Genomic DNA, 17580 nt, shown 5'->3' with positions numbered 1-17580 from the left:
GTGGACGCTGGTGATTCGCGTGTCAGAGACGCCCCCTCGAAGCGGTCGGCGATCGTCCGCCTCGTGCTTCTCCTCCTGTTCGTCGCCCTCGTCGGAACGGTTGGGTATTTCCTCGCTCCGAGCGATGTCGACGTGGTCAGAGAGTGGGCCGCGGGCCTCGGACCGGGGGGCGCGCTGCTCTTCGTGGCGGGGTACGCCGCGCTCACGCTGACACCGGTGCCGAAGAATCTGCTCACGATCGCGGCGGGTCTCGTGTGGGGTTTCTGGCTCGCGCTCGTGCTCGTCTACGTCGGGGCCCTTCTGGGCGCCGCCGCATCGTTCGTGATCGGTCGAGCGCTCGGCAGGGAAGCCGTCGAGCGGCTCACCGGAGCTCGGGTCGCGCGCCTCGACGCCGTGCTGGCGCACCGCGGATTCCTCGCGGTGCTCGGGGCGCGGCTGGTGCCGATCATCCCGTTCACACTCATCAACTACGGCGCCGGCCTGACGGCGGTGCGACGCCGCGACTACGCGCTGGGCACGGCCATCGGCATCCTGCCCGGGTCTGCCGCCTACGTGGCGCTGGGCGCGTTCGGGCTCGAGCTCGGGCCGCCCTTCTGGGTGGCGGTGGCCGTACTGGGTGTGCTCATCCTCGGCGGCGTCGTGACCGCGGCGATCCTGCGCCGCCGGAACGGCGACCGCTCGTCGTCGGCGCAGAAGGCCGAAGGCGGTCTCGATGCTTGACCGTTCTCTGCGGGCCGTGCTCGTCAGACCGCTGGAGGCGACAGCGGCGGCCCTGGACCGACCCGGGATCACGCCCGATCGGCTGACGGTGCTCGGGCTCGTGCTCGGCGTCGCTTCCGCTGTGACGGCAGGATTCCAGCTGTGGGGGGTCGCTCTCGTGCTGTGGCTCGTCTCGCGCATCGCCGACGGGCTCGACGGGACCCTCGCCCGACGTCGCAGACGGTTGGCGGAGTCGCAGGGGCGGGAGTCCGCGCCCTCGCATGCGGGCGGATTCCTCGACATCACCGCCGACTTCGTCGTCTACGGCGCCACGGTCGTCGGCGTCGCCTTCGGCGCCACGTCGCAGTTCGACGCCCCGTGGTGGCCGTTCCTCGTCGTGCTCCTGGTCTATTACGTGAACGGCACGGCCTTCCTCGCCTTCTCCTCGATCGCCGAGCGCACTGGGCGCACGATCGACGACGGACGCTCCCTGTCGTTCCTCGGCCGGATCGCCGAGGGCACCGAGACCATCGCGGTGCACGCGCTGTGGCTCATCCTGCCGTTCTGGGCATGGCAGATCGCGTTGCTGTGGGCGCTCTTCGTCGCCGTGAGCGCCGTGCAGCGCATCATCGTCGGCTATCGCAGCCTGCGCTGAGTCGGGTCGGGCAGGCTCAGGTGCGGCGGCGGTGGCGACGGGCGAGAAGGCGGATGCCCAATGCGACGAGCCCGCCGCGGAGGCCGCGCTGCGCCTCTTTCACGACGGCGTTCCACCCGGCGTCGGAGTAGCTCGGGTAGGCGTGCATCGTCGTGGCCAGCGTGCGCACGTTCAGGCCGGTCTTCACCGCCACGGTGTACTCCGCGAGCGATTCGCCTGCCCGCGGCCCGACGATCGCGGCGCCGACGACCCGGCCTCGCCGATCGACCGCGATGCTCGTGAAGCCGTCGGTGTGTCTGTCGGCGATCGCCCGATCGAGATGGGCGTGGGAATGCACGATCACACGCATCCCTCGTGCGCGAGCAGCATCCGGCGTGATGCCCACCGCCCCGACCTCGGGCGAGGTGAACGTGATGCGGGGAACGACATCGACGTCGGCCTTGCGGGCGAGCCCGAGCACCGCGTTCGTCGCGGCGACGCTGCCGTACATGCCTGCCGTGTGCGTGAATCTCGGCAGCGGGGTGACGTCGCCGGCGGCACGGATGCGGGGGTTCGACGTGCGCAGAGCGGAGTCGACGTCGACGGCTCCGTGTGTGTCGAGCCGCACAGCCGCTGCCGGCAACCCCAGACCCGCGGCTTCGACGCGACGCCCGAGAGCGGCGAGCGCTCGATCGAATTCGACCTGCGTGCCGTCGCTCAGTGTCGCGGTTCCTGACGGGGAGGGATCATCATCGGAGCCGGGGGACTCGAAGGCGCGCACGGTTGTGCCGAGACGCACGTCGACGCCGTCCGCGCGCAGGGCGGCGAGGATGACAGCGCTCGCCGCGGCATCCTCCTTCGGCAGCAGTCGATCGCCCCGGTGCACCAGCGTGACCGCGCTGCCGAGACGCGCCATCGCCTGCGCGAGCTCGCAGCCGATCGCGCCGCCGCCCTGCACGAGCAGACGCCGGGGCAGCTCGTCGAGGTCCCAGAACGTCTCGTTCGTGAGCACGTCTATTGCAGCCTCGCCCTCGACCGACGTGCGCACCGGCACGCTGCCCGCCGCGATCAGCGCGTCGCGGAAGCCGATGCGCTCGTCGTCGACGACGACCGAGCGGGGGCCGTCGAACCGCGCGCGTCCGGTGAGGGTGTGCACGCCGTCCCGGTTCAGCGTCTCGGGGGAATCCACCGGCTCGATCTCGCGGATCGCGGAGTGCACGTGCCGCATGACCGCCGAGAAGTCGATGTCGACCTCGGTTGAGCACACGCCCAGGTCCGTGCTGCTGCGCGCGGCGTGGGCGGCGGCGGCCGAGGCGATGAGTGCCTTCGACGGGACGCATCCGGTGTGCAGGCACTCTCCGCCGAAGCGGTGGGCCTCGATCAGCAGCACGCTCGCACCGAGCGCGACGGCGGTGCGGGCCCCGACGAGCCCGGCGCTGCCGGCCCCGATGACGACCAGATCCCACGTGCGTGCGCCGGCTTCGCGGGCCGAGAGTGCACGCGCGGGTCTGCGAGAAGGAGTGCTCATGCCTGAAGCCTAGAGTGGACCCGGAGGCGGGAGGCCGGATGGCTGCACTGATGCGGCGGTACAGCGCGGGTGCGCGCTGGTACGACGCGCTCTCGGGTGAGCGCCTGGTGTATCGGGTCGGGCGGCAGGCGGGGATCTCGCTGCTCGCGCCGGGATCCGGCGACGTCGTCATCGATCTCGGATGCGGGACCGGCCTGAACTTCGCACCCCTGCTCGCGGCGACGGGCCCGTCGGGCAGCGTGATCGGCATCGACCGCAGCCCCGAGATGCTCGACATGGCCCAGCGGCGGATCGACCGGGAGGGGTGGGGAGACCGCGTTCGCCTGATCCGGACGGATGCCGCAGAGCTGCGACCGGAGACGGTGGCCCTGGCCGTCGCCGACCTGCGCGGCGCCGGCGACGGACGCGCGGATGCTCTGCTCGCGACGTACTCGCTCAGTGTGATCGCCGAGCGCGAGGAGGCATGGCGTCGTGCGCGGGCGTGTCTGCGCCTCGGCGCGCGTGCGTGCGTCGTCGACATGCAGCCACCGCACGGCTTCTGGAGCGTGCTGTCACCATTGGCGCGGCTCGCGTGTGCGACCGGGGGAGCCGACATCGCGGCGCGACCTTGGCGGATGCTCGAGCGGGATGCCGTCGATTCCTCGCCTGTGCGCCGGGTCGAGCGCAAGGGCGGTCATCTCGTCGCGGTCGCTGCGACGCTCGCGAGCGGTGCGCCGCTCTGACCCGATCGCGGGTCTGTCCGAAGCGCCNGACCGCACGGCGCTCGTCGGTCAGGGAACGATGACCGCGCGGCCGCGGATGCTGTTCGCGGCGAGGTCCTCGTACGCCTTCGGGCCGTCGTCGAGGGAGTAGGTCTCGGTCTGGACGTGGATCTTGCCGGCGCGAGCGAGGTCGAGCACCTCGATCAGCTCGGAGCGTGAGCCCCAGTACGGGATGCGCACGGCGGCGTCGTAGGCGATCGAGCCGAAGCCGAGGCTCATGGTCCCGCCTCCGATGCCGACGATCGTCACGTCGGAGTCGAGAGCGGCGACGCTCTGCGCGAGGGCCATGGTCGGGTTGGCTCCGACGAAGTCGAACACGGCGTTCGCGCCGAGGCCGCCGGTGATCTCACGGATCTTCTCGGCGGCGGACGCGTCGCTGATCAGCACGTGATCGGCGCCGACCTCGGTGGCGAGTGCCAGCTTGGTGTCGTTCACATCGAGCGCGATGACGGTGGCGCCCGAGATCGCCTTCAGGATCTGGATGCCGACATGGCCGAGCCCTCCGGTGCCGATGACGACCGCGAACGTGCCCGCGCCCAGCTTCGGAAGCGAGCGCTTGATGGCGTGATACGGCGTGAGGCCCGCATCCGTCAGCGAGACGTTCTGCACCGGGTCGAGGTCGCCGAGCGGCACGAGATGGCGGGCGTCGTCGACGATCATGTACTCGGCCATCGAGCCCTGGCTGCCGAGGCCGGGAGGGCGGATGCCCTCGGCGGCGGCGTTGGTGCAGTAGTTCTCCATGCCCTGCGAGCAGTTGTGGCAGCGTCCGCAGCCCCACGGTCCGTAGACCGCGACGGCATCCCCGACCTTCAGCGTCGAGTCGACGCCCTCACCGATCTCGTGGACGATCCCGGCGCCTTCGTGGCCGAGCGTCAGCGGCAGCGGGTAACTCTGCTCGAGGTAGTCCTTCTCGGGGAGGCCCATGACGTAGTCGTCGGAGTGGCAGACGCCGCCAGCGGTGACCTTGAGCAGGACCTGACCCGGCCCCGGCTTCGGAATCGGGATGTCGACGACGACGGGCGGCTTGCCGATCTCGACGTAACGGAGAGCTTTCATGGTGTCTTCCTTCCAGCAGATCGAGTGGTCTGCCGCGCGGTGCGGAAGGCGGGAACGCTCGACCCTGCCACGTCAATTATCGAACCTCTTGACATCCACCTCCCCCAGGCATAACGTACAACCAAATGGTTGCACAAAGAGAACTGAGCGAAGCGGAGGTCGACCGTGTGTTCCACGCACTGGCGACGTCGACCCGGCGTGACATCCTGCGTCGGACGATCGAGCGGGAGCAGTCGGTCTCGACCCTCGCCTCCGAATACGAGATGTCGTTCGCCGCGGTGCAGAAGCACGTGGCCGTGCTCGAAGCGGCGGATCTCATCGTCAAGCGCGCCGAGGGACGCGAGCGGCTCGTCCGCGCGAACCCCGAGATGATCGCCCGCGCCAGGGCGCTCCTCGCCCGATACGAAGAGCTGTGGCGGTCGCGCATCGCCCGGCTCGACGAGTTGCTGGCCGAAACGCCGGCATCCACCTCCGACACCACCAGCACCACCGAAGATCCACGAACCGAAGAAGGAGACTGACATGCCCGTCACGGATGTCACCACCGATGCCGACAACCTCACCATGACCGTCGTCGCCGATTTCGCGGCGCCGATCGAGCGGGTCTGGGCCGCGTACAGCGACCCGCGCCAGCTCGAGCGCTTCTGGGGCCCTCCCGGATGGCCGGCCACTTTCACCGCCTGGGACCACACCGTCGGCGGCAAGGCGAACTACACGATGAACGGCCCCCGCGGCGAGAAGGCCTCGGGCACATGGGAGTTCCTGCGCATCGAGGCCCCGCACGGCTTCGAGGTGCTCGACTCGTTCGCCGACGAGCAGGGCACCCCTGACCCGAACCTGCCCTCGATGCGGATGGTCTTCTCGTTCGAGTCGAGCGCCGAGGGCACGCGCATGGTCACCACGAGCCACTTCGCGTCGGCCGATGCACTGGAGCAGGTCGTCTCGATGGGTGCGGTCGAGGGCACGAAGCTCGCGATGAGCCAGATCGACGCCGTGCTGCAGGACCTCCGCGACTACGCGCAGGGCAAGGGCACGCGGGTCGAGCTGTTGGACGACGTGCACGTGCGCATCACGCGCCTCGTCGAGGGACCGCGTGATCTGGTCTGGCGCGCGCACAACGAGCCCGAGCTCATGAAGCAGTGGCTGCTCGGACCCGACGGGTGGGAGATGACCGAGTGCATCGTCGCCACGGAGGTCGGCCAGACCTACCGCAACTCGTGGGCGCCGGTGGGCGACACCGAGGGGCAGCCGTTCGGCTTCGAGGGGGAGGCGCTGCTGATCGACGCGCCTCGCCGGTCGGTCAACACTGAGCGGATGATCGGGATGCCGGTCGAGACGCTGAACGACCTGAACCTCTACGAGGAGGACGGCGCGACGCTGATCACCCTGCTGATCGAATACCCCGACAAGGAGACGCGCGACATGATCCTCGCCACCGGCATGGCCGACGGCATGGAGACGTCGTACGACCGTCTCGAGCGGGAGCTGCTCGCAGTCTGACGTTCACAATTCAGCAAGAGGAGGCGGTTCTCACGAGAACCGCCTCCTCTTCTGCCGTTCTGCTCACGCTCATGCTGAATTGTGAACGAGAGTCCGCTGCTACGAGTCGGAAGAACCGGCGGATGTGCGCCGCCGAGTGCGCGTCGACCAGAGCGCCAGGGCGATCAGCACCGGCTGGAAGAACAGTCGGACGAAGCGCTTGGTGTCGGTGTCGAGCCCGAAGGCGTCGCGGTGCTCGAGCCACTGCGCGATGTTGCCGGGGAAGACGGCGACGAAGAACAGCGCCGCGAGTACACCGACGAGTCCCCGGCGCTTGCGGGCGACGAGGAGAGCTGCGCCCAGACCGACCTCGACGACTCCGGACGCGAGCACGGTCACGTCAGGATCCAGCGGCACCCAGTCCGGCACCTGCGCCTGGAACTCCTCGCGCGCGAACGTCAGATGCGAGACGCCCGCGAAGATGAGGAACGAACCGAGGAAGATCCGACCGACGGTGCGTGCGACATTCTTCTTCGACATGGTGCGAGTGTACGCGGGGTCTCGGGGTGCGCGGCGCGTCAGATCAGGCGGCGGAGCGCCTCTTCGAGCGTGACGCCCTGGGCCTCGGCGCGGTCGCGCAGCCGGGCGTGCTCGTCGCTCGACAGTGCCAGGCTCACGACGATCGGGTCGTCGACCGGAGCATCAAGGCCGTCGAGCAGATCGGATGCCTCGGCCCAGAGCGGCTCGGCGANCCGTCGCCGCAGCGGGGCCGGAAGAGGGAGCGGGGCCGGAAGAGGGCGCAGGCGTGGAAGAGGCCGCGGATGCCGGTGCCGCGGCGGCGATCGGCGCGGAGGCTGCTGCGGCTGCGCCGGCGTCCGTCGCCAGGGTGAATCCGGGCCCTCGGCGCGGCTCCTGCTTCGCCTGGTATGCCTTGGCCGCGGCGTTCGCGCGCTCGTCGGCCGCTTCGTTGAGGGGGTGGCCGGCGTGACCCTTGACCCACGAGAACTCGACGTCGCGCCCGCGGATGGCCTCGTCGATACCCTCGAGCAGGTCGCGGTTGAGCACGGGTCCGCCGTCGGACTTGCGCCAGCCCTTGCGCTTCCACCCCGGCATCCACTTGGTGACCGAGTCGATCACGTAGCGGCTGTCGCACTCGATCATCAGCTTCTCGGAGATGCCCGCCGTCGCCTGCAGCAGCTCGAGCACAGCCCGCAGCTCACCCTGGTTGTTGGTGCCGTGGGGGGATCCGCCCGCAGCCCAGTTGTCGTCGTCGATGTACCAGGCCCAGCCGTTGGGGCCGGGATTGCCCAGGGCGGAGCCGTCTGCGGCGGCGGTGATCGTCATCCCTCAACCGTAGCCGCGACCGGCGACACCGCCCGTCGCGCTGTCAGGCGGCCGCGCGTCAGTCGTCGTTCTCGGGGTCGCGGTCCTCGATCGAGACCGCGGACGGTGCGGGAGGCGCCACGGGGAAGGCGACCGAGCTCACGGAGACGCCGGGGCCCAGCCCCAGACCGATCGACAGCGGGTCGACGGTCGGGGCCTCGTCGAGCACCTCGGACTCCGAGCGCTCGAGGGGCTCGGAGGGCAGAGTCCACTGGTTCTCTTCTTCGTCGGAGCGTTGCTGGAAAAGTCCCATGGGTCCCATTCTGATCCCGCTCATCGGCGGGGTACCGGATTCACACCGGATTGATCGGTTCAGGCAGACGGGGTGATGCGGCGGAAGGTGAAGTACCCCGCGACGTGGCCGTGGTTGACGACGCCGGTTCCGCTGCTCAGCATGCGCGCCGAGGTCGTCGCGCCCGACTCCACGAAGGTGTAGCCGGTGTGCTCGAGGCGCCAGCCGATGCGCTCAACTTCGCTGAGGAAGTACCCGACGTGGTCATCGCTCACGAAGTCGTTCTCGGCGGAGCCCCACGACGACGCCTGGCCGGTGAGTCGGCTGACCTCGGCCTGCAGGTGCAGCACCACATCGCCTCGATCGAACGCCTCGCGTGACAGCTGCATCAGGCGATCGGCCTCTTCGGGTGTCGGCATGGTGTTCCCCCTCGTGTCGTCGTCCCATCATCCGCCGTGGCGGTGAGTCCTCGTGGTCGGCTCGCCCACGGCGTGCGCTCTCAGTCGTGCATGCCTCAGTCGGAGGCCGCGCGCACGGCGTCGACGAGGTCCCGCCACGGACCGTCGAGTTCGGAGTCGGGCAGCTCCCGCTCGCGCTTCTCCGACGGAGTGCGCACCCGGATCAGCCACACGAACCGGTCGGCACCCGTGGTGCCGTCGGCGTCGGCATCCCACGGGCAGCTCTCGATCATCGCGATCCAGTCGTGCGTGTCGGCCGGATCCGGTTCGACCCGCCATTGACGACGGATGCCGCCGATGCCTCCCGTGCGCACCACCGCGATGACGACCTGCGCGTCAGTCGGTGGAGGGGACTCGCTCATCTCCATAGACTCCCACGGTCGTCCACGCACGTCGAGCGGCTGCGCCGGTGGCGGCGTCGATGGCGGATGCCGCGGCGACCGTCGCATCCGCGAACTGAGTGAAGTTCGCGGTGCTCGACAGGCCTCCGGTGAGCGCCCGGTACCAGACGGTGCCCGCGGTCTCCCAGGCGTTGCCGCCCAGGTCGATCGCGAACAGGGCGAACGCGCGGTTCGGGATGCCGGAGTTGATGTGCACCCCGCCGTTGTCTTCGGTCGTGCGCACGAACCCGCTCATGTGGGCGGGCTGCGGATCCTTGCCGAGCTCGTCGTCGTCGTAGGCGGTGCCGGGCTCGATCATCGACCGCAGCGCCGTGCCCTGCACCGCATCCGTGAAGATCTCGGCACCGATCAGCCACGTCGCGTCGGCCGCGCTCTGCCCGAGCAGGTACTGCTCGGTGAGCGCGCCGAAGACATCGGCGATCGACTCGTTCAGCGCGCCGGGCTGGCCTTGATATTCGAGGTTCGCGGTGTACTGCACGACACCGTGCGCGAGCTCGTGCCCGATGACCGTGGTCGACGAGGTGAAGCCCACGAACACCTCGCCGTCGCCGTCGCCGAAGACCATGCGCTCGCCGTCCCAGAAGGCGTTGTCGTAGTCGACCCCGTAGTGCACGGTGGCGTCGAGCGGTGCCCCGGCGTCGTTCAGGGAGTTGCGGCCGAAGGCCGCGAGCAGCATCTCGAACGTGGCCCCGAGTCCGTCGAACGCCTCGTTGACGGAGGTGTCGGCCACCGGTTCGTCGTCTTCACCGCGGACGATCACGCCCGGCAGGTTCTGCGTGTTGCCTGCGTCGCTGATCGTGCGGTTGGGCGCATCGGAGAGCTGCGCCACGAGGTCGCCGTTCTCATCGATCGACAGGTCGATGCGCGCACGAAACGGCGGTCTGCCGGCCGTCAGCGTCTGCCTCGCGGCGGCGGCGGCGCGAGGATAGCGGCCCGACTCGGCGAGGCGGGCGAGCAGATAAGACGGGACGACTCCGGGGGTTTCGGTGTGGCTGCTCATGTTCAGACCCTACGCCGGGGGTCCGACGTCGGGGCAAGCCGCCTGCGAGTTTCGACGACACTGAATGGCCTTGAACTTGAGATTGAGAATCGTTCTCAATAGGGTGATCTCTCGTGACCTCCTCTCCTCGCGCCGGCCGCACAATTCTGCTCGCCTCGCTGCTCGCAGCCGCCCTCGCCGTCACGTCCTGTGCGGCATCCGGCGCTCCCGCCCCTGCATCGAGCCCGAGCCTCCCTCCGAACGACGGGGTCGACGGCGGCGGCGCGGCCGAGGTCGCATCCCCGGCGCTCGCGCTCGTCGTCGCGGGGGAGAACGGCGAGCTCACCCTGCTCGACCTCGAGACCGAAGAGCGGTCCTCTCTCGCGGAAGCGGGAGTGGATGCCGTGGATGCTGCGGTGGCCGGTGGTGGCCGCTTCGTGCATGTCGCCCGCGAGACGGCAGACGGGGTTTCCGTCGACATCATCGACTCCGGACGCTGGACTGTGCCGCACGGCGATCACTCCCACTCCTTCGTCGGTGATGCGGGCGTGCTCGGCGCGGTGGAGGGGGACGGGCCTGCCGACATCCGCATCGGCGACAGCGCCACCGCCATCCGATTCGGCGCCGATGTCACCCTCATCGATCACGAGAGGCTCGCCGAGATCGAGGATGCGCCGCGCCTCACCCTCGCGGACACCCCGAGCGGACCCGTCCTGCCGTTCTCGGGGCACCTGGTCGCCGCCACCGGCGACGCGGTCGAGATCCTCGACTCCGACGGCACCGCGACCGGCGTCACCGCACCCTGTGCCGACGCGACGGATGCCGACATCACCCGCGTCGGCGCTGTGATCGCCTGCGCCGACGGGGCCGTGCTGGTCACGCGGGAGATCGGCGGAGCGCTCGCCGCAGAGGCCATCCCGTACCCCGCCGGGTCGGCACCGGCATCCGACCTCGCCGGCCGCGCCGACCGGCCGGATCTCGCCGGTGTCGCCGGAGACCAGGGTGCCTGGCTGCTCGACTCCCGAGCCCGCGAATGGATGCTGCTCGCCACCGACGCCCCGCTCGTCCGCGCCGCAGCGATCGGCGATGACGACAGCCGCACGGTCGCCATCGCGTCCGACGGCACAGTGCGAGTGCTCGCGGCCGACGGCTCGGAACTCGCCCGCACGGAGCCGCTGCTCGCCGCATCCGTCGCCGACCCCGCGCTGCGCGACCGGGTGCAGCTCCTCGTCGATGCCCAGCACGCCTACGTCTCCGACCCGGCCACCGGGGCCGTGCATGAGATCGACCACCGTGACGGCACCGTCACCCGCACCTTCGACGACCTCGACTCCCGATACGTCCAGCTCGTCGGCTGATCCGCTCTCACGCCCATCGACGGCATCCGCCGTCTCGCGCACCCGCGCACCACCCACAAGAAGGAGAATCCCCATGCACCGACCTGCCCGCAGCCGCCTCGCGGCCGGCGCGCTCGCCACGCTCGCCGTGGTCGCGCTCGCCGGATGCGCGACCGCCGCGCCGTCGGCATCCGGCGAACCCGATGCCTCCGACGCCGCACACGAGGGCGACACCCGCGTCGCGATCGCCTACGACGGCGGCATCGTCGTGCTCGACGGCGAGACCCTCGACACGGTCGACTCGGCCGAACTCGACGGGTTCCTGCGCGTCAACCCGGCCGGCGACCACGACGGACACGTCTTCGTCACCGCCGCCGACGGCTTCCACGTGCTCGACACGGGCCTGGCCTCCGACACGGTCGAGTTCACGGGCGAGGTGTTCGACGCCGTGACTCCCGGGCACGCCACCCCGCACGCCGGGCGCACCGCACTGTTCGACGACGGCACGGGAGACGTGACGCTGTTCGACACCGATGCGGTCGGCACCGGATCGCTGCCCGAGTCCGAGACGCTGACCTCGGAGGAGGCCCACCACGGTGTCGCGATCGAGCTGTCCGACGGCACCGTGCTGTCGACCATCGGCACCGCGGACTCGCGCAGCGGAGTCCGTCTGCTCGCCGAAGACGGCAGCGAGCTCGCCCGCAACGAGCAGTGCCCGGGCGTGCACGGCGAGGGAGCGCTGAAGGGCGAGGCCGTCGTGTTCGGCTGCGAAGACGGCGCGCTGCTGTTCGCCGACGGAGCGTTCACGAAGCTCGACGCCCCCGACGACTTCGGTCGCTCGGGCAACGCCTACGTGACCGAGACCAGCGCGATCGCGGCGATGGACTACAAGACCGACCCCGACCAGGAGGGGTACCTCCTCTCGAAGCTCGCGCTGATCGACACGGATGCTCAGAAGCTCTCGGTCGTCGACCTGCCCGAGGGCGTCGAGTACACGTGGCGCGGAGTGGGCCGCGACGGGCACGACAACATCATCGTGCTCGCCTCCGACGGCACGCTGAACGTGCTCGACGAGACCGGCGAGGTCGTCGACTCGTGGAGCGTCATCGAGCCGTGGGAGAGCCCTGAAGAGTGGCAGCAGCCGCACCCGGGCCTGCGCGTCGTGGGAGACATCGCCTACGTGACGGAGCCCGCGGCCAACCGCATCCTCGCCGTCGATCTGCACACCGGCAAGGTCTCGGCCGAGGCGACGCTCGACGTCGTGCCCGGCGAGTTCGTGGTGGTCGGCGCCGCCGCCGGACACTGACCCGGTCGGAACCACCGGAACCATCGGATGCCGAGGGGCGGGGCCGTGCGCGGTCTCGCCCCGAGGCTCCCAGGAACGCAGCGCGGGATCTCGCGTAAAATCGGCACAATGACCGATGCCTCCTCCGACGCTGCACCCGACCTCGGACCCGGCATCGACCCCGAAGACCTCGCGACGACCCTGCGGGTGCTCTCGGAACTGCACCAGATCGACAACGAGCACCCCGACTTCGTCGCCGTCCGTCACGCGACCGCCGCGATGTTCAAGGCCGTCAAGCGCGTGCGTCGCAAAGAGATCCGCGATGCCATCGCCGAAGCCGACAAGGCCGTCGTCGCCCGCACCGCCACCGGTGCCCCCGACCGCATCGACGACGAGACCCGTGGCCACGACCTCGCGACCAGCGTCGTCGACGCCCCGATCGCGGGCGAGCTGCTCAAGCCGCGCAACTGCTACATCTGCAAGCAGCCGTACACGGTGGTCGACGCGTTCTATCACCAGCTCTGCCCCGACTGCGCGCGATTCAGTCACGGCAAGCGCAATGCCCGCACCGACCTCACCGGCAAGCGCGCGCTGCTCACCGGAGGTCGCGCCAAGATCGGCATGCACATCGCGCTGCGGCTGCTGCGCGACGGCGCCCACACGACGATCACCACCCGCTTCCCGCGCGACGCCGTGCGTCGGTTCTCGGCGCTGCCCGACTCGGCCGACTGGCTGCACCGCCTGCGGGTCGTCGGCATCGACCTGCGCGACCCGGCCCAGGTCATCGGGCTCGCCGACTCCGTCGCGGCGCAGGGCCCACTCGACATCCTGATCAACAATGCCGCGCAGACCGTGCGACGCTCGCCCGGTTCGTACTCGCTGCTGGCGGATGCCGAGCTGCAGCCTCTTCCCGACGGACCGCTGCCCGAGATGGAGACGTTCGGGCACACCGCCGACCCGCATCCGCAGGCGCTGCAGGCATCCGTCGATGCGCACCCGCTGCTCTCGGTCGCAGCCCTCGGCGGCACCGTCGCCGAGCAGGGCGGTCAGGCCCTGACCGCCGAAGACCTCGCCCGGCTCGCGATGGCCCCGGGGTCGTCGTCGTTGGAGAAGCACGCCGACGGCACCGCGATCGACGCCGGCGGACTCGTGCCCGACGTGAACACATCGAACAGCTGGGTGCAGTCGATCGATCAGGTGGATCCGCTCGAGATGCTCGAGGTGCAGCTCGCGAACACGACAGCGCCGTTCCTGCTGATCAGCCGTCTGCGCGCCTCGATGGCCGCGTCGTCGGCGCATCGCAAGTACGTGGTGAACGTCTCGGCGATGGAGGGTCAGTTCTCGCGCCGGTACAAGGGCCCGGGGCATCCGCACACGAACATGGCGAAGGCCGCCCTCAACATGCTGACGCGCACGAGCGCGGGCGAGATGCTCGAGACCGACGGCATTCTGATGACCGCCGTCGACACCGGCTGGATCACCGATGAGCGTCCCCACTTCACGAAGGTGCGCCTCGCCGAGGAGGGCTTCCACGCCCCGCTCGACCTCGTCGACGGAGCGGCCCGCGTGTACGACCCGATCGTCCGCGGCGAGGCCGGCGACGACATCCACGGCGTCTTCCTGAAGGACTACGAGCCCAGCCCCTGGTGAGTCGGGCGCTGCCGCCCCCGGGTTTCGNATTCGCGGTCGAAGAACGGCAAAGTGCGCGATTCGAAACCCTGCATCCGCCGGTGGACTCGACGGATCGGAGACGAGGCGTGACCTACGGGCGCCGTGCCTGCACAGCCCCGACGATCGCGCCGGCGATCACCAGAAGGATGCCGGGGATCGCGAGCAGCACGGCTCCGATGACCGTGAAGAACGTCATCACCGGTCCGACCGTGAACCGACCGTCGGCGACCGGGCCGTCGCACGTGATCGTTCCGGGGGAGGGGATGCCCACGGAGAAGCTCCCCTGCGCATCCCAAGCCTCCGGTATGAGCAGACCCTGCTGCGTCATGTCCGGCCGCAGCTGCAGTACGCCGCCCCCGGGGAACGTGCCGGTGCACTCGATCTCACTCCACTGATCCGACGGGGTGACGTAGATCGCGTGATCGCCCTCGCTGAGGTCGACCGCGAGCTCCTCGCCGAAGGCGGCGGGCGGTGCGAGACGGAAACCGGGGCTGAACGCCAGTGCGGCGGCGCCGGCGAGGATGAGCGCGCCGAGCAGCAGCAGGATCCACCAGGCGCGGCGGGGTCGTCGTGCCTGAGAGATTGTCATCGGGCCCGGATCTCGAGATTCTCGGACGCCCAGGTGCCGAGCTGGTCGAGGATCGGCAGGAGTCCGCGGCCGCTGTCGGTGAGGGCGTAGGAGACGGCGACGGGAGGCCCGGCGTCGACGGCGCGGGAGACGAGCCCGGCTTCGGCGAGTTCGGCGAGCCGGTCGGAGAGCACCGTGTCGCTGATGCCGACGACCGCTCGCCGCAGTGAGACGAAGGTCGACGGGCCGCCGCCGAGGGACGACACGATCATGCCGTTCCACCGTTTGCCGAGCACGCTGAAGGCCAGGGTGACGGCGGCGTCGCACACGTGACGCTCCTCGTCGATCTCGGCCATGCGCCCATCATACCTGTGCTACGTTAACGCGAGTCGCTAAGAAAAACAGAGTGACTACGTAAACGAAAGGCACCCCATGTCCCTGTTCCGTCTCGACGCCAGCATCCTTCCCGCGTCGTCCGCCAGCCGTTCGCTCGCCGACCTCGTCGAGGCCGAGTGGACCGCATCCCACCCCGACTCCACGATCACGCGCCGCGATCTGGCCGCCGACCCCGTGCCTGCGACGGCCTGGGCGGATGCCGTCACCGGCGGATTCGTCGACGAGGCGCAGCGCACCGACGCCCAACGAGCCGCGCGCGCCCTCGGCACCACCTTCGCCGACGAGCTGATCGGCGCCGACGCACTGCTCTTCGCCGTGCCGCTCTACAACTACGGCGTCTCGCAGCACTTCAAGACCTGGTTCGACCTGGCGTACACCGACCCGCGCATCGATCCGCAAGGCACCGCGCTGCGCGGCAAGCCGGCGACCCTCGTCACCGTTCTCGGCGGCAACTACGCCCCCGGAACCCCCAAGGAGGGCTGGGACCACTCCACCGGATGGCTGCGCCGCGTGCTCGAAGACGTCTGGGGTCTCGACCTGCGCATCGTCGAGCGTCCGTTCACCCTCGTGGGAGTGAACCCGGCACTGGATGCCTTCGCCGACACCGCCCGCGAGCTCAAGGAGAACGCCGAGACGGATGCTCGCACCTACGGTCGCGAGCTCGCCGCACTCCGGGGCGACCAGGTCGCCTGACCCGGCATCCGGTGCGGCCCGTCGGTCCCACCCCCGCAGATGCATGCCCAGATCACGGATGCAGGCCGAGAACAGGTTTCCTCGGCCTGCATCTGTGATTCGAGCATGCAGGTGTCCGGCCGGGACCGACCCCGGTGCGGCCTCAAGCCAATGGCCGGGGGAACGGATGCGGCAGCCACACCGTCACGTTCAATCCGCCGCTCTCGCGGGCGGTGAGCACGAGCGAACCGTCGTGTGCCTGGGCGATGCGCTGGACGATCGCGAGTCCGAGCCCGACGCCCACGTGGTCGTCGCCGCGCGTGCGCTCGGCTCCCCGCTGGAAGGGCTCCGCCAGAGTCGCGACGCGATGAGCGGGCAGCACCTCGCCGGTGTTCTCGACCACCAGCGCGACGGCCTCGGGAAGAACGTGGGTGCGCACCGTGACGGTGCCGCCCTCGGCGAGATTGTGCACGATCGCGTTGTGCACGAGGTTGGTGATCAGCTGCTGCAAGAGCGCGGGAGACCCGAGCACGTTCGCGGTGTCGCCGCCGACGTCGATCGTCACGCCACGGCGCTCGGCGAGGGGGAGCAGGGTCTCGGCGGATTCCTCGGTCAGCAGCGAGAGGTCGATCGGCTCGCGCGTGAACGTGCGACGCTCGGCGCGGCTCAGCATCAGCAGCGCCTCGGTCAGTTCGATCGCCCGCGCATTGACCTCGTGCAGTCGGTCGATCAGCGCGTCGACGTCGCGGTCGGGGTCGTTGCGGGCGACCTCGAGCATGGTCTGCGAGATCGCGAGCGGGGTGCGCAGCTCGTGCGAGGCGTTGGCGGCGAACCGCTGCTGCTCGGCGATGTGCGCCTCGAGCTGCTCGAGCATCGAGTCGAAGACGTCGGCGAGGTCTCGGAACTCGTCACGGGGACCCTCGAGGGCGACGCGGTGCGAGAGCGACCCCTGAGCTGCGAGCTGTGCGGCTTTGCCGATGCGGTCGAGGGGCGCCAGCATCCGTCCGGCGATGAGCCATCCGCCGCCGAGTCCGATCGCCAGCAGCACGAGCATCATGACGATCGCGACCGGGACGAATGCGCGGATGAGGTCGGAGCGATTCGGCACGAAACGGTCGGCGATGATCGCCACGTCGGGCACGTACCGCAGCAGGTACAGGGCGACAGCCGCGAGCAGACCGATGCCCGACACGACGACGACGCCCGCATAGCTCAGGGTGAGCTTCCAGCGGGCGCTCATGCCGCGGCGCCGGGGCTTGCGCACCGGATCAGTCATCGGCATCCGTCCCGATGCGGTATCCGACGCCCGGCACCGTGAGGATCAGCCAGGGCTCCCCGAGTCGCTTGCGCAGCGACGAGACGGTGATGCGCACGGCGTTCGTGAACGGGTCGGCGTTCTCATCCCATGCGCGCTCGAGCAGCTGCTCGGCGCTCACGACCCCGCCGCCCGCGTCGATCAGCACCTCGAGCACCGCGAACTGCTTGCGGGTGAGCGCGACGTACCGGCCGTCGCGGAAGACCTCGCGGCGGAACGGATCGAGCCGCAGGCCGGCGACCTCGAGCACCGGCGGGCGCACGCGCTGACGTCGGCGGTCGAGGGCGCGCAGGCGCAGCACGAGCTCGCGCAGCTCGAACGGCTTGGTGAGGTAGTCGTCGGCGCCGATCTCGAAGCCCGACTCCTTGTCGTCGAGACGGTCGGCCGCGGTGAGCATGAGGATCGGGATGCCGCTGCCCGACGCCACGATCGATCGGGCGACGTCGTCGCCCGACGGACCGGGGATGTCGCGGTCGAGCACCGCCAGGTCGTAGGAGTTGACGCTCAGGAGCTCGAGCGCCGTGTCTCCGTCTCCGGCGATGTCGGCGGCGATCGCCTCGAGCCTCAGCCCATCGCGCACGGCCTCGGCGAGATAAGGCTCGTCCTCGACGATCAGCACACGCACGGCACAGCTCCCATGTGCTCAGAGCTTACGCACCCGGGCATATCGGGAGCATATGCAAAAGCGCATACGCCCTCGCAACACGCGCCTGCCTTGACTGAGGA

At 69.9% G+C, this 17580-nt stretch carries 21 protein-coding genes; 9 read left to right on the top strand and 12 right to left on the bottom strand.

The window, feature by feature from the left end; genetic code table 11:
* The first annotated feature begins 63 nt into the window (after nucleotides 1-63).
* Complete coding sequence (locus tag ACTJKH_RS10335; protein ID WP_440736824.1) at nucleotides 64-720, top strand: TVP38/TMEM64 family protein; 657 nt, start codon at nucleotides 64-66, stop codon at nucleotides 718-720.
* On the top strand, nucleotides 713-1354 hold the full coding sequence (locus ACTJKH_RS10330; RefSeq protein WP_440736823.1) for a CDP-alcohol phosphatidyltransferase family protein: 642 nt from the start codon (nucleotides 713-715) through the stop codon (nucleotides 1352-1354). The genes ACTJKH_RS10335 and ACTJKH_RS10330 overlap by 8 nt, the downstream gene beginning before the upstream one ends.
* Nucleotides 1355-1370: 16 nt before the next feature.
* Here ACTJKH_RS10330 and ACTJKH_RS10325 read toward each other — a convergent pair whose 3' ends face one another.
* The gene (locus tag ACTJKH_RS10325; RefSeq protein WP_440736822.1) at nucleotides 1371-2861 is read right to left on the bottom strand and encodes a dihydrolipoyl dehydrogenase family protein; all 1491 of its coding nucleotides are present in this window, start codon (nucleotides 2859-2861) and stop codon (nucleotides 1371-1373) included.
* 38 nt (nucleotides 2862-2899) lie between these two features.
* Between ACTJKH_RS10325 and ACTJKH_RS10320 the strand changes: the two genes are divergently transcribed.
* On the top strand, nucleotides 2900-3583 hold the full coding sequence (locus ACTJKH_RS10320; RefSeq protein ID WP_440736821.1) for a class I SAM-dependent methyltransferase: 684 nt from the start codon (nucleotides 2900-2902) through the stop codon (nucleotides 3581-3583).
* Nucleotides 3584-3631: 48 nt separating this feature from the next.
* Here the strand turns inward: ACTJKH_RS10320 and ACTJKH_RS10315 are convergent, their stop codons facing one another.
* Nucleotides 3632-4678, bottom strand: a complete 1047-nt coding sequence (locus ACTJKH_RS10315; protein WP_440736820.1) for an NAD(P)-dependent alcohol dehydrogenase — start codon at nucleotides 4676-4678, stop codon at nucleotides 3632-3634.
* Nucleotides 4679-4803: 125 nt separating this feature from the next.
* On the opposite strand from ACTJKH_RS10315, the gene ACTJKH_RS10310 reads away from it, so the two are divergent.
* On the top strand, nucleotides 4804-5199 hold the full coding sequence (locus ACTJKH_RS10310; protein ID WP_440736819.1) for an ArsR/SmtB family transcription factor: 396 nt from the start codon (nucleotides 4804-4806) through the stop codon (nucleotides 5197-5199).
* A 1-nt stretch (nucleotide 5200) separates the two neighbouring features.
* Nucleotides 5201-6178 (top strand): SRPBCC family protein, encoded by a 978-nt coding sequence (locus tag ACTJKH_RS10305; RefSeq protein ID WP_440736818.1) that lies wholly within the window; start codon nucleotides 5201-5203, stop codon nucleotides 6176-6178.
* A 99-nt stretch (nucleotides 6179-6277) separates the two neighbouring features.
* Here the strand turns inward: ACTJKH_RS10305 and ACTJKH_RS10300 are convergent, their stop codons facing one another.
* The 6 genes from ACTJKH_RS10300 to ACTJKH_RS10275 form a co-directional block, all read right to left on the bottom strand.
* The gene (locus ACTJKH_RS10300; protein ID WP_440736817.1) at nucleotides 6278-6697 is read right to left on the bottom strand and encodes a DoxX family protein; all 420 of its coding nucleotides are present in this window, start codon (nucleotides 6695-6697) and stop codon (nucleotides 6278-6280) included.
* Nucleotides 6698-6859: 162 nt separating this feature from the next.
* On the bottom strand, nucleotides 6860-7501 hold the full coding sequence (locus tag ACTJKH_RS10295; RefSeq protein ID WP_440736816.1) for a ribonuclease H family protein: 642 nt from the start codon (nucleotides 7499-7501) through the stop codon (nucleotides 6860-6862).
* A 58-nt stretch (nucleotides 7502-7559) separates the two neighbouring features.
* The gene (locus ACTJKH_RS10290) at nucleotides 7560-7793 is read right to left on the bottom strand and encodes a hypothetical protein (protein WP_440736815.1); all 234 of its coding nucleotides are present in this window, start codon (nucleotides 7791-7793) and stop codon (nucleotides 7560-7562) included.
* Nucleotides 7794-7852: 59 nt separating this feature from the next.
* Nucleotides 7853-8191, bottom strand: a complete 339-nt coding sequence (locus ACTJKH_RS10285; protein ID WP_440736814.1) for a hypothetical protein — start codon at nucleotides 8189-8191, stop codon at nucleotides 7853-7855.
* A 95-nt stretch (nucleotides 8192-8286) separates the two neighbouring features.
* Nucleotides 8287-8592, bottom strand: coding sequence for a protealysin inhibitor emfourin (locus ACTJKH_RS10280; protein ID WP_440736813.1), 306 nt, complete (start codon nucleotides 8590-8592; stop codon nucleotides 8287-8289).
* Complete coding sequence (locus tag ACTJKH_RS10275) at nucleotides 8567-9631, bottom strand: M4 family metallopeptidase (protein WP_440736812.1); 1065 nt, start codon at nucleotides 9629-9631, stop codon at nucleotides 8567-8569. Before ACTJKH_RS10275 ends, ACTJKH_RS10280 begins: the two co-directional genes overlap by 26 nt.
* 113 nt (nucleotides 9632-9744) lie before the next feature.
* Here ACTJKH_RS10275 and ACTJKH_RS10270 point away from each other — a divergent pair, with 113 nt between their 5' ends.
* From ACTJKH_RS10270 to ACTJKH_RS10260, 3 genes are all read left to right on the top strand, one after another.
* Nucleotides 9745-10968: a hypothetical protein gene (locus tag ACTJKH_RS10270; RefSeq protein ID WP_440736811.1), complete on the top strand. Its 1224-nt coding sequence runs from the start codon at nucleotides 9745-9747 to the stop codon at nucleotides 10966-10968.
* A 73-nt stretch (nucleotides 10969-11041) separates the two neighbouring features.
* Nucleotides 11042-12253, top strand: a complete 1212-nt coding sequence (locus ACTJKH_RS10265) for a hypothetical protein (RefSeq protein WP_440736810.1) — start codon at nucleotides 11042-11044, stop codon at nucleotides 12251-12253.
* Between the two features lie 108 nt (nucleotides 12254-12361).
* A complete protein-coding gene (locus tag ACTJKH_RS10260; protein WP_210096732.1) occupies nucleotides 12362-13882 on the top strand; it encodes an SDR family NAD(P)-dependent oxidoreductase in 1521 nt (506 codons plus the stop codon).
* A 112-nt stretch (nucleotides 13883-13994) separates the two neighbouring features.
* Here ACTJKH_RS10260 and ACTJKH_RS10255 read toward each other — a convergent pair whose 3' ends face one another.
* Complete coding sequence (locus ACTJKH_RS10255; protein ID WP_440736809.1) at nucleotides 13995-14492, bottom strand: hypothetical protein; 498 nt, start codon at nucleotides 14490-14492, stop codon at nucleotides 13995-13997.
* Entirely contained in the window at nucleotides 14489-14827 is a 339-nt protein-coding gene (locus ACTJKH_RS10250; RefSeq protein WP_210096734.1) for a winged helix-turn-helix transcriptional regulator, read from the bottom strand. Before ACTJKH_RS10250 ends, ACTJKH_RS10255 begins: the two co-directional genes overlap by 4 nt.
* A 76-nt stretch (nucleotides 14828-14903) precedes the next feature.
* Here ACTJKH_RS10250 and ACTJKH_RS10245 point away from each other — a divergent pair, with 76 nt between their 5' ends.
* On the top strand, nucleotides 14904-15560 hold the full coding sequence (locus ACTJKH_RS10245) for an FMN-dependent NADH-azoreductase (RefSeq protein ID WP_440736808.1): 657 nt from the start codon (nucleotides 14904-14906) through the stop codon (nucleotides 15558-15560).
* A 142-nt stretch (nucleotides 15561-15702) separates the two neighbouring features.
* Here the strand turns inward: ACTJKH_RS10245 and ACTJKH_RS10240 are convergent, their stop codons facing one another.
* Nucleotides 15703-16779, bottom strand: coding sequence for a sensor histidine kinase (locus tag ACTJKH_RS10240; protein ID WP_440736990.1), 1077 nt, complete (start codon nucleotides 16777-16779; stop codon nucleotides 15703-15705).
* Between the two features lie 28 nt (nucleotides 16780-16807).
* Nucleotides 16808-17479 (bottom strand): response regulator transcription factor, encoded by a 672-nt coding sequence (locus ACTJKH_RS10235; protein WP_440736807.1) that lies wholly within the window; start codon nucleotides 17477-17479, stop codon nucleotides 16808-16810.
* Between the last annotated feature and the right edge of the window lie 101 nt (nucleotides 17480-17580).

Origin of the sequence: Microbacterium sp. 22215, from assembly GCF_052045655.1 — a bacterium.
Classification (GTDB): domain Bacteria; phylum Actinomycetota; class Actinomycetes; order Actinomycetales; family Microbacteriaceae; genus Microbacterium; species Microbacterium phyllosphaerae.
Note: the sequence above shows the minus strand (reverse complement) of the source record. Positions and strands in the feature narration are given on the sequence as shown.

Coding starts and splice junctions, on each gene's coding strand:
- ACTJKH_RS10330 (WP_440736823.1), top strand. CDS start 713: ATGCTTGACCGTTCTCTGCGGGCCGTGCTCGTCAGACCGCTGGAGGCG.
- ACTJKH_RS10325 (WP_440736822.1), bottom strand. CDS start 2,861: ATGAGCACTCCTTCTCGCAGACCCGCGCGTGCACTCTCGGCCCGCGAA.
- ACTJKH_RS10320 (WP_440736821.1), top strand. CDS start 2,900: ATGGCTGCACTGATGCGGCGGTACAGCGCGGGTGCGCGCTGGTACGAC.
- ACTJKH_RS10315 (WP_440736820.1), bottom strand. CDS start 4,678: ATGAAAGCTCTCCGTTACGTCGAGATCGGCAAGCCGCCCGTCGTCGTC.
- ACTJKH_RS10310 (WP_440736819.1), top strand. CDS start 4,804: ATGGTTGCACAAAGAGAACTGAGCGAAGCGGAGGTCGACCGTGTGTTC.
- ACTJKH_RS10305 (WP_440736818.1), top strand. CDS start 5,201: ATGCCCGTCACGGATGTCACCACCGATGCCGACAACCTCACCATGACC.
- ACTJKH_RS10300 (WP_440736817.1), bottom strand. CDS start 6,697: ATGTCGAAGAAGAATGTCGCACGCACCGTCGGTCGGATCTTCCTCGGT.
- ACTJKH_RS10290 (WP_440736815.1), bottom strand. CDS start 7,793: ATGGGACTTTTCCAGCAACGCTCCGACGAAGAAGAGAACCAGTGGACT.
- ACTJKH_RS10285 (WP_440736814.1), bottom strand. CDS start 8,191: ATGCCGACACCCGAAGAGGCCGATCGCCTGATGCAGCTGTCACGCGAG.
- ACTJKH_RS10280 (WP_440736813.1), bottom strand. CDS start 8,592: ATGAGCGAGTCCCCTCCACCGACTGACGCGCAGGTCGTCATCGCGGTG.
- ACTJKH_RS10275 (WP_440736812.1), bottom strand. CDS start 9,631: ATGAGCAGCCACACCGAAACCCCCGGAGTCGTCCCGTCTTATCTGCTC.
- ACTJKH_RS10265 (WP_440736810.1), top strand. CDS start 11,042: ATGCACCGACCTGCCCGCAGCCGCCTCGCGGCCGGCGCGCTCGCCACG.
- ACTJKH_RS10260 (WP_210096732.1), top strand. CDS start 12,362: ATGACCGATGCCTCCTCCGACGCTGCACCCGACCTCGGACCCGGCATC.
- ACTJKH_RS10255 (WP_440736809.1), bottom strand. CDS start 14,492: ATGACAATCTCTCAGGCACGACGACCCCGCCGCGCCTGGTGGATCCTG.
- ACTJKH_RS10250 (WP_210096734.1), bottom strand. CDS start 14,827: ATGGCCGAGATCGACGAGGAGCGTCACGTGTGCGACGCCGCCGTCACC.
- ACTJKH_RS10245 (WP_440736808.1), top strand. CDS start 14,904: ATGTCCCTGTTCCGTCTCGACGCCAGCATCCTTCCCGCGTCGTCCGCC.
- ACTJKH_RS10240 (WP_440736990.1), bottom strand. CDS start 16,779: ATGAGCGCCCGCTGGAAGCTCACCCTGAGCTATGCGGGCGTCGTCGTC.